General features: G+C 32.9%; 11 protein-coding genes. 4 read left to right on the plus strand and 7 right to left on the minus strand.

Features of this window, described 5'->3' with window-relative positions; all coding sequences use genetic code 11:
• Positions 1–720: 720 nt before the first annotated feature.
• From KQA_RS0213895 to KQA_RS0213925, 7 genes are all read right to left on the minus strand, one after another.
• Positions 721–2,220, minus strand: a complete 1,500-nt coding sequence (locus KQA_RS0213895; RefSeq protein WP_010182032.1) for a P-loop ATPase, Sll1717 family — start codon at positions 2,218–2,220, stop codon at positions 721–723.
• A 400-nt stretch (positions 2,221–2,620) separates the two neighbouring features.
• Positions 2,621–4,918, minus strand: coding sequence for a catalase/peroxidase HPI (katG, locus tag KQA_RS0213900; protein ID WP_010182033.1), 2,298 nt, complete (start codon positions 4,916–4,918; stop codon positions 2,621–2,623).
• 309 nt (positions 4,919–5,227) lie between these two features.
• Positions 5,228–5,785 (minus strand): hypothetical protein, encoded by a 558-nt coding sequence (locus tag KQA_RS0213905; RefSeq protein ID WP_010182034.1) that lies wholly within the window; start codon positions 5,783–5,785, stop codon positions 5,228–5,230.
• Positions 5,786–6,270: 485 nt separating this feature from the next.
• Entirely contained in the window at positions 6,271–6,642 is a 372-nt protein-coding gene (locus KQA_RS21030) for an acyltransferase family protein (RefSeq protein ID WP_157366708.1), read from the minus strand.
• 103 nt (positions 6,643–6,745) lie between these two features.
• Positions 6,746–10,081 (minus strand): bifunctional amidotransferase subunit GatB/aspartate--tRNA ligase AspS, encoded by a 3,336-nt coding sequence (gatB/aspS, locus tag KQA_RS0213915; protein WP_010182036.1) that lies wholly within the window; start codon positions 10,079–10,081, stop codon positions 6,746–6,748.
• Positions 10,081–11,484, minus strand: a complete 1,404-nt coding sequence (locus KQA_RS0213920) for an amidase (protein WP_010182037.1) — start codon at positions 11,482–11,484, stop codon at positions 10,081–10,083. Before KQA_RS0213920 ends, gatB/aspS begins: the two co-directional genes overlap by 1 nt.
• A 1-nt stretch (position 11,485) precedes the next feature.
• Entirely contained in the window at positions 11,486–11,755 is a 270-nt protein-coding gene (locus tag KQA_RS0213925) for an Asp-tRNA(Asn)/Glu-tRNA(Gln) amidotransferase subunit GatC (protein ID WP_010182038.1), read from the minus strand.
• Between the two features lie 228 nt (positions 11,756–11,983).
• Between KQA_RS0213925 and KQA_RS0213930 the strand changes: the two genes are divergently transcribed.
• The 4 genes from KQA_RS0213930 to KQA_RS0213945 all read left to right on the plus strand — a co-directional run bounded on the left by KQA_RS0213930 (position 11,984) and on the right by KQA_RS0213945 (position 16,465).
• Positions 11,984–12,424 (plus strand): hypothetical protein, encoded by a 441-nt coding sequence (locus KQA_RS0213930; RefSeq protein ID WP_010182039.1) that lies wholly within the window; start codon positions 11,984–11,986, stop codon positions 12,422–12,424.
• 142 nt (positions 12,425–12,566) lie between these two features.
• A complete protein-coding gene (locus KQA_RS0213935) occupies positions 12,567–12,950 on the plus strand; it encodes a hypothetical protein (protein WP_232285901.1) in 384 nt (127 codons plus the stop codon).
• Between the two features lie 81 nt (positions 12,951–13,031).
• A complete protein-coding gene (locus KQA_RS0213940; RefSeq protein ID WP_010182041.1) occupies positions 13,032–15,188 on the plus strand; it encodes a TonB-dependent receptor in 2,157 nt (718 codons plus the stop codon).
• Positions 15,189–15,241: 53 nt separating this feature from the next.
• Positions 15,242–16,465, plus strand: coding sequence for a PepSY-associated TM helix domain-containing protein (locus KQA_RS0213945; protein WP_040396388.1), 1,224 nt, complete (start codon positions 15,242–15,244; stop codon positions 16,463–16,465).
• Positions 16,466–16,546: the final 81 nt, after the last annotated feature.

Genomic DNA, 16,546 nt, shown 5'->3' on the forward strand with positions numbered 1-16,546 from the left:
ACCTCTATGAGTGGCACTGTTTGACCGAAATCACTGGCATGGTCACTCCGAAATAGCCATTATTTTTTGTTTTGTTGTTTTACTACAAGAAAACAGCACTATTAGATATATTAAAAGAATATTTTTTTTCATTCCAATGTGTGGCAACGGTGAGTATAAGAAACGTAGGGTAGAAGGTAAGCTCTAACTCTACGTTTATCACTAAGCCAAATATAATGTTTTGTGTTTATCTTCAATATTGAAACACCAAATTTTATAGTTGGCGACTTTGCAAATAAACACAGACCTTTTCGATGAAACACAAAAGCCCAATGTTTTCTTATAAATTGTGAGTGCCTTGAATGGTAAATATAGTTCATTTAATGAGTGTCCCAAAGGGTTTGAGTCCCCGATACGAGGAAGTAACGCTCCTAAGTAAAGCAAGTGGCAAGGTTGATTGGGGTTGGGGGTATTAGGACAACTAATCAAACTATTGTTATGAAATACAGTGTATTTAAAAAGGATCTTTTTAAGTCAGTAAAGTACAGCCGTGTGCGATCGGTAAAATGCTTGAGACCATGTAGAAAGGGTTTTCCAAATCTATTTTACCATTGGTCACTAGGTTATCATTTAACTTGGTTGAAATTGGCTGCATAATAAGAGCCGTATGATGGGAGACTATCACGTAGGGTTCTGTGAGAAGTTTAGGGGTGAAATTTCCCTTTACCTACTCGACTGTAGTTAGTTGTTTTGAAGGTTTGTTACACCTCTTTTTATGAGATGTATTAATTTTGGGTCTAAGACTTTATATAATTTTTCTCCATTAATTCCAAGTTTAGAATCTTCTTCAACTAATTTATACCTAACCATATTTTCTAAATTACTTAAACTCCATTTTGTTTTCCTATTAAATGTTAGATTTAAATCTCTAACTGTTACGTCAACTTTTCGAGTTCTAAGAATCATATTAATCATACTTATAACGTCTTTGTTTCTTCCTGTTTTAGAGGGGTAAATAGATAAGTAGTCATATCTTGTTGCAAATTTAATTAAACCTTTAGATACATTTTTAGTTTCAAAAACTTGTGAATATTCATTGGATGTTTGGTAGTCATAAATATCAGATAAGCAAGAAATTAAGTCACGTGGAGATTTATTAGAAATTTCTATAATATTTTGAATATCTAATCTATTTTCAAATAGACTATCGAAACCTCTAGTATTTCCTGTAAAATGTAAAATTCTTTTGTCAATTAAAGGTTCCATGTTAGATTTTTTCCAACTTATATCAATTTCTTTAAACTTGTCAAAGCGTACTTTTTTTGATAATATAGGTTTGACTTCTGACCACAAACTGAAAGCAATTGCTATATCATTTTGAAGAAGGAGTTCAGTATCAGTTAGTATATCTTCTGTAAAGTTTGCTATTTTATTAATATCTTGATTTAATTCTTGAAATTCATCCACTTTATCAAATAATACTACAGATGATTTATAGTAAGTTTTTTTTGAGATTTTATTTAAACGATTTAAAAGTTCTTTAAGATGCCTTTTATTATGTTTTAATTCAGTTTCTTGTTCATTCGCAGAAGTATTTACTTTACTTATTTCTGATATGTATTCAGTATAAGTATTACTACACGTTTCAAAATTTGTTAATTTAAATGAATCCGCAATTAATTTTGATGTTATTAGAATCCCAGTCCCAATTAAAGAATTGGCAGGTTTTACAAGTTTGTTGTAAATATTAATTAATGAATTTTTATTTTTTATTTTTTTTATATCGTTATATCTATTTTCATATTCCGTTGTTGTTAAAGGTTTAAAAAATAATTTTATTAATAAAGAAAGTTCTTCTTTATCTTGATTATTTAATTTTTGGAGATAAGTTCTGTTTTTTGATAAAAATATTACATATTTAGTAACAAACTCTTGAAGTATTAAGTTCAATAATTCTACTTTATTATTTGTTAAAGATATTTCATCAAAGCGATCAATTATTATTGTTAGAATTTGAGAATGTTCTAAATCTTCTTTTAATTTATGGATTATGGAAGATTTACCATGTCCTCTTTGTCCTAAAATAAATCTACTTGTTCCTGATTTCAAATCATCAAGTAAAGTTTGATAAAATGTAGGCTCATAAAATATTTCGTTATTAAATTCTAATTCTTCTTCTGCAGAAAATTTAGAAAAAGGATTTTTTAAAAAACCTAAATTCGTATTTAATTTGTTTGTCATTTTTTCTTTTTCGCAATTAACTACAACAATTGTATGTGTAACTACTTACACATAATATCCTTCATATAAAAGCTAATCTAATGGAATTTTTAAAAATAACAAGATGTTACATGAGTTAATTAATTCATTTTTAGAAATTTAAGTTGAATTATGAACAATTATGAGTATCTGCTATCGAATAAAGTTTAGAAATGTTAGAACTTGACAAACACAAGGATTCAATACATAATTGAGTACTATTCAAAATCAATAAAACCGCCCAGTACATAAGGTATATGCTGGGCGGGTTAAAAAAAGGGGGATAGACTAGGAGTTAATCCTATTTTGCTTTTTACTTGATGTCAAAATTTTATTGGCACCGTTAAAGAAATTGATTCCTTAAGGATTGTTCCGAGTACATTTATTGTAAATCAAAACGATCTAAGGTCATTACTTTATGCCATGCCGAAGCAAAATCTTTTGCAAATTGTTGCTTGTAATCTTGACTAGAATACACTTCGGCTAAAGCTCTTAATTCAGAATTGGAACCAAAAATAAGATCAGCTCTTGTAGCAGTCCATTTTACGGCACCTGTTTTTCTGTCTTTACCTTCAAATACTTCTTTTTTGTCGGTAGTGGCGTTCCATTTGGTACTCATGTCTAATAGGTTAACAAAAAAGTCATTGGTCAATACACCAGGTTGTTCAGTAAACACACCATGTTTTGAGTTGTCATAGTTAGTATCCAGTACACGCATACCACCAACTAATACTGTCATTTCTGGAGGAGTTAAGGTCATTAATTGGGCTTTATCAACTAATAATTCTTCGGTTGATAGGGTATAAGCCGTTTTCTTATAATTACGGAATCCATCTGCCATAGGCTCTAATAACTCCATAGACTTAACATCTGTTTGTTCTTGAGTAGCATCCATACGACCTGGAGTAAAGGGGATTTCAACTTTAGCACCTGCTTTTTCTGCGGCTTTTTCTACAGCAGTATTACCCGCAAGGACAATTAAATCAGCTAATGATATTTTTTTAGTATCAGACTTGCTATTAAAATCTCCTTGAATTTGAGTTAGTTTGTCCAATACTTTAGTAAGCTTGGTAGGGTTATTGGCCTTCCAGTTTATTTGTGGTTGTAAACGAATACGAGAACCATTGGCACCACCTCTTCTGTCAGAGTTTCGATAGGTAGAAGCAGACGCCCAAGCGGTACTTACTAACTCACTTGTTGATAAGCCAGAATTAAGAATCGTCTTTTTTAACGAAACAATATCATTAGTGTTTACTAATTTATGATCCACTCTAGGGATAGGATCTTGCCAGATAAAATCTTGTTTTGGAATTTCTGGACCTAAATACGTAGTACTTGGTCCCATATCTCGGTGTGTTAATTTAAACCAAGCACGGGCAAAGGCTTCATTAAAATATCCTGCATTTTCATAGAATTTTTTTGAAATTTTCTTGTATTCAGGATCTCTAATTAATGCGATATCAGAAACTAACATAGTAGGTTTATGTTTTTTTGTTTTATCAAACGCATCTGGGAACAAAGTATGTGGATCGCCTTTGGCAACAAATTGATGTGCTCCTCCTGGACTTTTAGTTAATTCCCATTCATTTTCAAATAAGCTAACAAAAAAACCATGACTCCAAGCGGTAGGTGTTGAGGTCCAAATAACTTCTAGACCAGAAGTTATGGCATCCTTACCTTTTCCAGATTTGTAATCACTTTTCCAACCTAAGCCTTGTTCTTCAATACCTGCAGCCTCTGGTGACTTACCCATATGTGAACCATCAGACTGTCCATGTGTTTTTCCAAGTGTGTGTCCACCAGCAATTAAAGCAACAGTTTCTTCGTCATTCATACCCATTCTGCCAAAAGTTTCTCTAATATCTCTAGCCGAAAGTAATGGATCAGGGTTTCCATTTGGTCCTTCTGGGTTTACATAAATTAAGCCCATTTGTACAGCAGCCAGAGGTTGTTCCAATTCACGGTCACCAGTATAGCGTTTGTCGTCTAGCATTTTAGTTTCTTTACCCCAGTATACATTACTAGCAGGTTCCCATACATCTTTTCGACCGCCTGCGTAACCTAATGTTTTAAAGCCCATAGTTTCAAAAGCCACATTTCCTGTAAGGATTATTAAATCGGCCCAGGATATTTTACTTCCATATTTTTGTTTGATTGGTAAGAGTAATCTTCTGGCTTTATCCAAATTTGCATTATCTGGCCAGCTATTAATAGGAGCAAATCGTTGTTGCCCTTCGCGCGATCCACCTCGACCGTCACCTGTTCTGTAAGTCCCTGCACTATGCCATGCCATACGAATAAATAATGGGCCATAGTTTCCGTAATCTGCCGGCCACCAGTCTTGTGATTCGGTCATTAATTTACGGAGATCAGCTTTTAAAGCTTTATAATCTAATTTGTTGAATTGTTCGGTGTAGTTGAAATTTTTACCCATAGGGTCAGACAATTCGGAGTGCTGCCTAAGGACATTTAAGTTAAGTTGGTTGGGCCACCATTCTCTGTTCGTTTTTCCGTTATTTGTAACAGTTAATCCCTCAGATTTTCCTTTTGATCCAAAGTGAAATGGACACCCGCTTTTTTTTGGTTTTTCGCTGTTTTCAGCAATTTCTTCACCTGTACTTTGGTTGCTACAACTTATTAATGTGGCAGTAGTAACTACAGCTAGCAATAGTTTTTTCATTATACTAATTTTTAAGTTATCAGTTACTCAAATCTATTCATAATATCTATTAATTTTTTAAATTAAAATCGATATAACTTATAGTTGAATAAGTTGTTCGTATTAAATTAGTATACTAATTGTGATATTTTTATTGTAACTTATTAATTTTTAGTAATAATTTTTGATTGCTAAGTGTAAATAAAGAAAGTATTCTTTAACTTATCTTCTATTGATATCATTAAAGGATATAATCATCTAAGGCTTGTTTCGAAATCAAATTCAGTTTAGATGATATGGTATGTACTAATAGCGTTATTTAGATGTAGTTTACTGTAGCAAATATCTAAATCCATAAATAATAATGCGCGGTGCTATACTGGTATGAACGCTCCATTTTTTTAAAAATCTATAATCTAACTCTAAACCAGTAACAGGATTAATATCTCCTTTTATTAAAAAAGAATCTCGAAAAGGAATACCCTTGGTATTTTGGAGTTTGCCACTATATCCATACATGGCTCCTATACCAAAATTAACAGAAAACCGTTTTGTGAAATTCCATGCTCTTTTATAAAAAAAAGCAACAACTGGATCACCGAAAGAATTTTGGAAAACAGCTAGCTCATAGCTTTTATAGTTTCCTGCAAAATAGAGAGCTTCGTGTAATCCATTAATGGTACTTCTCTTTTTTGTACCATGTTTTTCAAAATCGGTGTGTAATCCGATAGGCATGGCCGTAACAGAACTTTTTAATGGTTTACCTAATAACTTTTTAAAAAAGGATTTTTCTTTATTATTATCAATAGGTTTTTTATTCTGAGCAATTATAGTGAATGTGCTTAAAATAAAAGTTATTATAGTTATCTGAATGCTTTTTTTTCTCATGGTTATTGGCAATATCAATATTTTGAGGATAAAATTCTATAAAATGATATTAGTTTTAAAAAAAAAAAGATGAAATGTATTTAAACAAAGATTAAAAGGGAGTGAGTTTTTATTTAAGATTGTCTTTTTTTATAATACAGATAATTCACCTGTATTAATTAATGGTTCTTATTTATCATCCAATCCTGTTTATAGGTGAATTAGAAAATAGCTCTATTTTTTAAATTTAGATATAAATATGTCCGAGATTTGAGGTTTAAGTCTTGGATTTTCTTTTTAAAAGAAATTAATATTTCTAATACGTTTTCTGAGAGGGGCCTCAATGTAGTTGTAAGATAGTATAGATATTATTAATAAAAACATTAGGTATAGGTAAAAGTTGATTTGGCTGTCATTAAAATTTATAAAAAGAAAGATTCTGTCTGTTAAAATTTTGATCGGGTATTGTAATATGTATATACAGTAACTAATTTTTCCTAAATAAATTAAAAATTAAATAATATAGCTTTAAGTGGAATCCATGATTGGATCATCAATGAATTTAATATAATGAGTTTAATGTTTCTGTTTGAAACTAAAATAAAAAAAACTGTGGATAAAAAATAGATTGGATATATTCTAGCAATTCTATTTTTATAAAATTCAACTAAATTTATTTTAGTTTTATTTGAATAGGCAATAACTAATATAAAGCCCGATAAAAAAAAGAAATAACTTACAGCAGAATCAGCTTGTTTAAAAAATGCACTGATTAGAAAGTGATTAAATGGAAATATATTTGTTCCAAAATGATAAATAATTATACTAAAAGCAGCAATAAATCTAGTAAAAGTAAGTTGTTCTATTTTTATACCCATAAGGCGAATAAGGTAAAACAATAATTTTTTAAATGAATAAAAAAATCCACCTCTGTTACCAGAAGTGGATTTAGATAATACTATGTTATTTTATATAATAAGTTTACTTATTAATTACCTTTACGTTAGCTGCAGCAATTTTTCCTTCAGATAAAGGTGAAGGACTTTCGAAAAGTAAATCTTCACTAGACCCTGTTTTAGGAAATGCCATTACCTCACGTATAGAGGCTTTTTTCTCTAAAATCATTAGCAATCGATCAACCCCCCAAGCAATACCTCCGTGTGGTGGTGCTCCGTAATGGAAGGCTTTGTACATGGTGCCTACACTTTTCATCATTTCCTCTTTGTTGTAGCCCATATTTTTATAGGTAGCTTCAAGGATTTCTGGTTTGTGAGCACGAATAGAACCTCCACCGATTTCATATCCATTAAGGATTAAATCGTATTGTTGTGCTATAATTTCACCAACTTCATCTCCGCCATCATTTTTCATGTGCTTGTCTAAGTCATACATAGCTGGCATGGAGAATGGGTTGTGGGTAAATGTCCAGTGACCTTCGTCTGTTTTTTCAAACATAGGGAAATCAACTACCCAAGCAGGACATAGTACTTTTGGATCAATTAGCTTAAGCATAGCTCCCAATTCCTGTCGTACCGCATCTAAGGCTTTATTGGCTGTTTTATAATCGGCAGCGGAAAAGAATACAATATCGCCTATTTTAGCTTCGGAGGCTGCAATGATTTGAGCAGCAATATCCTCACCTAAATATTTTATAATTGGCGATTGTAAGTCATTTTCATTTACAATAATGTAAGCTAATCCTCCTAACCCGTTTTCTTGAGCAATGGAAGTCAGTTTTTCAATCTGACCTTTGGACATACGTTTACCGCCTTGTAATTCGGCAGCAACTTTAATACATTTTACAATACCGCCATCGTCAATAGGTTTTTTAAAGACTTGGAAAGTAGTAGCTTTTACAATCTCGGTAATGTCTTGCATTTCTAATCCAAAACGTAAATCGGGACGATCACAACCGTATTTGTCCATAGCCTCTTTGTAGGTAATGGTTTGAAAAGGCTGTAATTTCCATTTGTTACCATAAACGCGTTTTACAATTTCGTTGAACATTTTGGTGTTCAACTCAATAATATCTTGCATGCTTACAAAAGCCATTTCCAAATCGAGTTGTGTAAACTCTGGCTGACGGTCTCCACGAGAATCTTCGTCACGGAAACAACGGGCTACCTGGAAATATTTTTCAAATCCACCAACCATTAGCATTTGTTTGAATTGCTGAGGTGCTTGTGGTAGGGTGTAAAATGAACCGGCATACTTACGACTAGGCACAATAAATTCACGTGCACCTTCGTCGGTTCCGGCGGTTAAAATTGGCGTTTCAATTTCTAAGAAATTATCCTCGTCTAATATATCACGCAGTAGTTTTAACACTCTATGGCGATTTACAATCGCTTTACGAGCTTCGGCACTACGGTGATCTAAAAATTTATATTTAAAACGAACAGTCTCACTTGTTCTGCTAGCTCTTTTTAATTCAAAAGGAAGCGTTTTAGATAAGTTGAGTAGTTCTATGTTTTTTGTGTCTAATTCTAATTTTCCTGAGCGAATTCCAGGATTAAAGTCATCTTCATTACGTTTTACTATGTTACCAGTAACCATAATGACAGATTCTGGTTTTAATTTTGAAATTTCATCTAGGTTTTCAAAATCAGCACCATTTAAGCGTACCTGTAATACTTCGAAACTAGAATCACGTAAATCAATAAACACCAAATCTCCGTGATCACGTACACTATTTACCCATCCAGACACGGTAACCGTGTTTTGTATATTTTCTTCAGTTAGTTCTGAGATTAAATGTGTGCGGTAATCGTCTTTTACCACAATGGGTATTTGTCGTAATTCTTCTTCAGCTTCTTGCTTTCCTTCTGCGGAAGCTTGTATGTCTTCTGCGGAAGCAGTATTACTGGATTTTTTATTAGCATTGCTACCACCAGCTAGACGTTCTAAAATCTTTTCGCGAGCTACTTTACCCGAAACACCTTTACCTACAATACCAATTACTTTTCCGACAAGGATACCTGCTTTACCTTGGTTGCCGCCTTTAATATCATTGGCTATGGCTTCATTTTCGGTAATTACTTTATCGATGGCTTCCAATAGACTTTCGTCTGAAATGGAATTGTCGGCAAAGTATTTTTTGTAATCAAACTCGGGGTTGTCCAATAACTTAGTAATGGCATTTGATAGCAATACATTAGTAATCGAACCCGCTTTGAACGAAGCAAACATATCGGTAAGCGCTACCGTGTTTGTTGCTTTTATATATGCTTCAGGCTTTAAGTTATTTAATAGTGTTTTAGCTACAAATAAAGGATCCTGAATCGTATTGTTTATCGCAGTATATACATTTGAGCGCAAGGAATCCGAAGTAAAAAACTTAGCATCCTGTGGGCGTACACCACCTTTAATTTGTGCAGTTTCGATAGCAAAAGGTAATAGACTTGTGTCTACCTTTAGCTTTTCAAGGGCACTTTTTATATTTACGAAAGGAATATCTGGTTCGTGGGCAAATCGGTAATCTGCGGCAAATTCCTTTTTACGCATTACTTTGGTTTGCTTTAAGGCTTCGTCCCAAAGTACGGTGGTTTGATCTGGTCTAAAATCGCCGTGCTCTTCAAAGTAGGCCAATTGCTTGGTAACTTCCTCTACGGTGGCATCCACCATAAACTTAAATGAGTTTAAGTTTTTGATTTCGGTACGTGGATTTAAGTCCGACGTTCCTTTTTTACGTAAAGAGACAGAAACATCAGATTTAAACTCTCCTTTTTCAAGGTTGGCTTCGGATATTTTTAAATTTTGAACAATACGCTGAAGGTATTGCGCATAAGTAGCAGCATCCTTTATATTTCGAATACATGGAGTAGTTACTACTTCAATTAGTGGCACCCCAGACTTGTTAAAGTCAACCAAACTTGTTTTGGCTTCGTGCATTAATTTGGCTGCATCTTCCTCTAAGTGTGTTTGTTCAATTTGAACCGAAAATGTAGTTCCATTATCACGGTAACAATTTACTTCCCCGTCAGGGATGATAGGATTATGGAACTGTGTTAATTGGAAATTTTTTGGCTGATCAGGATATTCGTAATGCTTACGGTCCCATGATAATACTTCGTTTTTCATTGAAGAATCAACGGCCTTACCAAATAGGATAGCCTTGCGGATAGCCTCTGCGTTAATGGCAGGTAATACGCCCATTTGTCCCGTACAAACGGAACATATATTGGTGTTGGGTTGTTCTGTTTCTTGGTTTGCACAAGCACAGAATAACTTTGTTTTTGTATTTAATCGGATATGAGTTTCGATACCTATAACTAACTCCAATCCATTTTTCTCTAAAGCTGCTGTTAGTTGTTCCATTACACTACTTGTTTTAGGAAATTAGCACATGTAAATAATATAGCTTCTTGTTTTTTTGCAGCAGTAATTTGTACTCCTGTCTCCATAGCTAGTGGAGCGGTAAGTGTTGGTAAACCACCTAAACTAAATCCAACCGTATACGCATCTGAAAGATACATGGTCATAGGATCCTTTAGATTGTTGCCAATTTGAGGAACTGGATTAGGGGTTACGGGTGATAATACCACATCCACTTTTTTAAAGTCTTCATCAAAATGATGACTAATTTGCTGACGTAGTTGTTGTGCTTTATTGTAAATTTCTTCAGAGTGTCCTTGCGATAGGACTTGGTTACCACCTACAATTCTACGCTTAGTTTCGGCAGTAAAGTTTTCGGAACGTGTAATAGAATAACCTTCCTTTAAATCTTTACCCGTGGTACGCACACCATAATTTGTACCATCTAATCGGGCTAAATTACTAGCAGTTTCAGCCATAGCTAAAGCATAGTAGGTAGAAACTAAAATACTAGCATCAAAAAAGTCTAAAGGAACAATTTCCATTCCTTCTGCTTCAAGCTTAGTGAGCATGGCTTTGAAATCCGCTTTTATTGCTGGATGTAAAGCATCACTTTCAATAAAGTTTTTATAATATCCAATTTTAGTTCCCTTTGGTAAAGTTTGGTCTAAACTTTCGTTAGAAACTGGTGTCGAATCAAAAGTGGTTTGATCACGATAATCTGAGCCACTCATTACATTCAATACTATTTGAGTGTCTTCTAAACTTTGAGCAATGGGTCCAACACAGTCTGTGGATGATGCATAGGCCATTAAACCATAACGAGAAATTTTTCCGTAAGTAGGTTTTAAGCCATATACATTATTATATCCAGCAGGTTGACGTATAGAACCTCCCGTATCTCCTCCAATGGAAAAGGTAGTGAAATTTTTAGCTACATTTACGGCACTACCACCACTGGAACCACCAGCTACTTTGTTTTTATCTAATGCATTTTTTACGGGTCCAAAAACCGTATTTTCATTACTACTTCCGTGTCCAAAACTATCGCAGTTTTCTTTAACTACAGGTATAGCGCCGGCATCCAATAATTTTTGAATAGCCGTTGCAGTGTAAGGCGATTTATACTTGCGTAATAAATCGGAACTGGCGGTGCTATATGTGCCTTGTAATAAATACACATCTTTTACCCCAAAAGGAATCCCTTCTAACAAGCCAATACTTTGCCCATTAGCAATTTTTTGATCTACTTTTTGAGCAAGGTTTAACGCGTATTCGTCTAATATATAATTTGCGGTATTGTAATCACTGGCTTTAAGTTGATCTAACTTTTCTTGCACCAATGCTACACACGATATTTCTTTATTTTTAAGCTTATTGTGTAAAGCTTTTATAGCTGAGGCCATCTTATTCTTCTATTACTTTAGGAACTACTAAAAAACCATTCTTTTCATTTGGGAAATTTTCGATGATCAAATTTCGTTCTAATTCCGAACTTTTAATTACTTCATCTGGACGTAAATTATCGATATTTACGGCATTAAAATCGGTAAGATTAGTTGTTGAATTATCTGAAATATGTCCTTTTTTGATCACTTCAAAAAGGTCATCGACTACTTGTGAAGCTTCAGCTCCTTTAATACTGGATAGTACATCCAATGTCATTTCTTTTCCCATGCCTTTACTTATTGGTAATTATGCTTGCTTTATAACTATAAAAACACTTCAAAATTATGAATTTAATAGCCCAAACTTGCAATCTGCGAATATAAAGACTTTTACTGTGGTATAAAATTGTTTTTTGATTTAGTAATGCTGTAAGTAATTACTGAATTAAAGTGGTGATTGGGAGTTAATTATAAATAAAGTATATATTTGAGTACTAAACTATTTAAAACTAACAAAATGAAGAGATTTTTATTTGGACTAAGTTTGCTTGCCTTGCTTGGTTTAACCTCATGTGGCGAAAGCTTTGAAGATATTAAAGAAGCTATTAAAAATGAAACTTTAACACCAAAAACAGTAAAATTGTTAGGGTCTTGGCAATTGGAAAGCGCCGTTTTGCCAGATGGAACAGATGTTAGCAATTCCTGTTTTATGCAAGAGGTTATTGATTTTAAAATTGATGGCACCTATATTGACAGAAGAAACCAAATGAATCCAGAAACCAATGAATGTGAAATGGTAGCTGAGTTTGTAAGAGGTTACGATAATGAAGGAAATATTTTTGAAACCTCCGATAATCAGTTGATAATAGCTACTTATAAAGTGGTAAATAAAAATGAATTGGCATTAAGTTTTAGTATTCCATTTGAAGCAAGGGTTACTTATTTAAGGGTCAACTAAAAAGAAACATTAATTTTAATGATGAAGAGCGTCTAATTTTTAGGGGCTCTTTTTATTGTGTTAGATCAATAAAATTGATACTAATAAGCTAACTAATACCGTTAGTATTAATACTTTTGTATGGATTTTAGAAAAATCATTTTTGAAAATATATTATACCATATTGATATTCATTTGTTTAGCTATAAAACCTGCATATAAGTTGGGTTATGTTGCCTATTTTGAGTTGAATATTGATTACATTATTGAAAAGTATTGTGTAAACAAGGATAAGCCGATAATGAAATGTAATGGTAAATGTCATTTATCAAAAAAATTATCCTTTACTCAAATTGATGATTCGCTAACTAGTGAAAGACAAATAGCGACTAGTTTGATTGAAGCTTTTTTTCCTGTTTACTTTGAAAAGGCACAAGTTTTAAATTTTGGAATACATTTTTTAATATTTAAAAAGCACCAATGGAACTTTAAAGAGAAAAACTATTTAGTTTCGCTTTCTATCACCTCACCACCACCACAAGTTTAATATATTTTATCAAATTTTTATAAGGCCTTTTTTATCAAATAAAATAGGCCACATTGCTTTGTATTATATTAAAAAATAAAGATGAAATATATCTTTTTAAGTCTTGCCACTTTGGTTGGAAGCATAAGTGCTTATGCACAAACAACAAATCAAAAAGAAACTACAAACACAAAAAAAGATTCATTAAACGGGACTATTTTACATGAAGTTGTGGTTTCCGCTAGTAGAGAAAAACAACAACGATCAGAAGTGCCAGCGGCAATCTCTGTAATAAATTCAAAAAAAATAAATGAAACCAAAGCTTTTGGAATTGATCAATTGGTAAATGATACTCCAGGAGTGTATATGTCTACTTCGAGATCAAGTAGTAATGAACAGCATTTTACGGCAGTACGCTCACCGATATCAACAAAACCTTTGTTTTTGTTTTTAGAAGATGGTTTGCCTATTCGACCAACATCTATTTTTAATCATAATGCTTTGTTAGAGTTGAATACCATTTCGCATCAACGCATAGAGATATTGAGAGGTCCTAATGCAAGTATTTATGGTAGTGATGCTATTGGGGGGAGTTTTAATTTTATTACTAAAGATCCTACAAAAGAATTGACAGGTCATTTGGCTTTTCAGGCCAATGAATTAGGGTATTCGAGTGTTAGTTTTGATGCAGCCAAACAAATAACAAATAGGTTTGGATTGTATGTAGGGACTCAATTTAACCAACGTAACAATGGACCGTTTGAGCATAGCGATTATGATAAGTATGCGTTAACGTTAAAAGCAGTAATAAAACCTCTAAATCATGCAAGATTGTCTGTAATTTTTACTGGAACTGACTTCCTTTCGGATATGGCAGGATCAGTAGGAGAAAAAAACTTTTTTTTAAGAAATTTCCAAAGTGATCAAACGTTTACTAATCGAGATACAGAAGCATATCGATTGCGAACTACTTGGGAGCAAAGTTGGGATAACAATAACAAGACTTCATTTTCTGTAATATATCGTGATAATGAAATGAAGCAGAATCCTTCATTTAGAATCCGCCAAAATAGAAATGATACAGGTGGGTTAACAGGTGCAGGAAGCGGTGAAGTAAATAACAATAGTTTTAAAAGTTATTTTGGGAATATACAGCACCAGTCAAAGTTAATAGATGGTAAACTGAAAATTATTACAGGAGGAACTATAGATCATACCAAACAAGATTATGTTTCGGAAAAAACTGATGTAGTAGTAGATGCAGAAACAAGAAAGAATATTGGTTTTAGTGTAAGGGAAGGAGATTTTATTTTAAATTATGATGCGGATATAGATAATTATGCGGGTTATGCACAAATTGAATTTTCTCCAATTGAAAAATTAAGTTTTACTGGAGGATTACGATATGATTATTTTGAATATGATTTTAATAACAGAAAAATAGGAGTAGATGAGCTAGAGGATCGAAAAGATGATTGGGATAATTTAGCGCCTAAAATAGGAGTTAATTATAATTTGTCTAATAGTGTAGGGTTTTATGCGAATTATTCCCAGGGTTTTACTCCTCCTCAATCTTCAACGCTTTACAGAGGTAGAGATGAAAACGAAGGAATAAAACCAAGTCAATATGATAATTATGAAGTAGGAGGGTATTCACATTTTTCAAATAAGATAAGACTAGATTTATCGCTTTATGTGTTGAAAGGAAAAAATACATTAATAAGCGTAAGAAATGAAGGAGGAGATACGCCATTTACAAATACAAATGCAGGGGAAACAACTTCATATGGGATAGAATATGGCATTTCATACAAGCCAATAAAAGAAATTGAGCTAACACATAATGGAACTTATGCCAAGCATGAATATGACGAATTTGTTTTTAGGGGTGATGATTTTTCAGATACCCATAGAGAAACTGCGCCTAATTTGATTGGAACATCAAAAATTAAAATTATTCCAGGGAATGGTCTAAATATGACTTTTGAGCATGAATTAATAGGGGACTATGCAACTAGTTTGGAAGGTCAGGCAAAAGATACAGATGGTAATCCGAATACAACTACTTATGCTGGACATAATATTTTTAATTTTTTGACAAGTTATCAATATAAGAAGGTTGAAGTGTGGATGCATGTATTGAATGTTTTTGATCGTTTGTATGCCAATAGAGTAAGTTACAATCGTTTTAGAAATGAAAACTCATTTACAGCAGCTAATCCAAGAGCTTTTCATATAGGGATAAAATATAATTTTTAAAGAAAAAAAGAGCTTAACAATTTATGTTAAGCTCTTTTAATGTTAGAATAGTCATGAAATATACAGATTTAAATCAGTGGTTATGGAAATGGCATGTTATTGCAGGTTTGGTTTCGTTACCATTTGTGTTGGTGCTTGCTATTACTGGAGGAATTTATTTATTTAAGGATACTGTTGAAAAACCAGTACTAAATAATTTAACAAAAGTAGCTACTCAAGGAGTTACTATCTCTTTTGAAGAGCAATTAAAAATAGCGGAAAGTGCATTAGGAAAAAAACCTAATTCGGTAGTAATACCAGTAACAACCAATCAAGCAACGGAGTTTGTGGTTGGGAAATTTAGTCATAAAAAAAGTGTGTTTGTGAATCCCTTTTCGGGAGAAGTTACTGGAGAGTTTACTCCAAAAAATACTTGGATGTATAGTATTAGAAAGTTACACGGAGAGTTACTCGGAGGTAATATAGGAACAAAAATTATAGAATTAATAGCCAGTTGGATGATTGTACTCATTGTAACGGGGATTTATATTTTTTGGCCAGCAAGAGACTTAGGTTGGAAAGGCTTTTTTACAATTCGGACAGGTTTAGGAAGACGAATTTTGTATAGAGACATTCATGCTCTTGGAGGCTTTTGGTTATCGGCACTGTTATTACTTACCCTTGCCGGAGGCTTGCCTTGGACGGATGTGTTTGGAGGAAACTTTAAGAAGTTGCAAAAAATGACAAACACAGGTTTTCCGAAAGAATGGTTTGGGGTTGGTGTAAAATCAAATGTTTCAGAAGCAACTATTTCATTAGATGAAATGATAAGCATTGCTAAACAACAAAATTTGGTTGGAGTAAATACATTGGATTTACCTAAGCACAAGGCTGGAGTGTTTAGTGTTTCAAATGCCACATTTCCATTAAAAAATCAAAAAAAAATTCATTTTGACCAATTTTCAGGAAAAAAGTTAATGACTATTCATTGGAGTGATGTCGGTATTTTAATGCGAGGGCGTATGTGGATAATGGCTTTTCATCAAGGGCAATTAGGAGATTGGAATTTTGTATTGATGCTTTTTGTAGCCATTGGATTGGGAATCATTAGTATTGCAGGTTTACTTTCTTTTAAAATGAGAAATTGGGGAATTCCTACAGTTCCAGAGTCTTTTAAGTTGAGCTATGGATTAGTCTTTTTAGTGCTTTTACTTGGGGTTTTATTGCCTTTGTTTGGAGGTAGTTTGTTGATTTTGATTTTGTTTACATGGGTGAAAAATAAGCTGTTTAAGTTGTAATTTTATGTTTTTTCAAAAATTTAACTCGTTAAAATGCAATTTTTATCGATAAAATGTTTATTTTTGATCAAATCATAAATC

Source organism: Aquimarina agarilytica ZC1 (assembly GCF_000255455.1).
Classification (GTDB): domain Bacteria; phylum Bacteroidota; class Bacteroidia; order Flavobacteriales; family Flavobacteriaceae; genus Aquimarina; species Aquimarina agarilytica.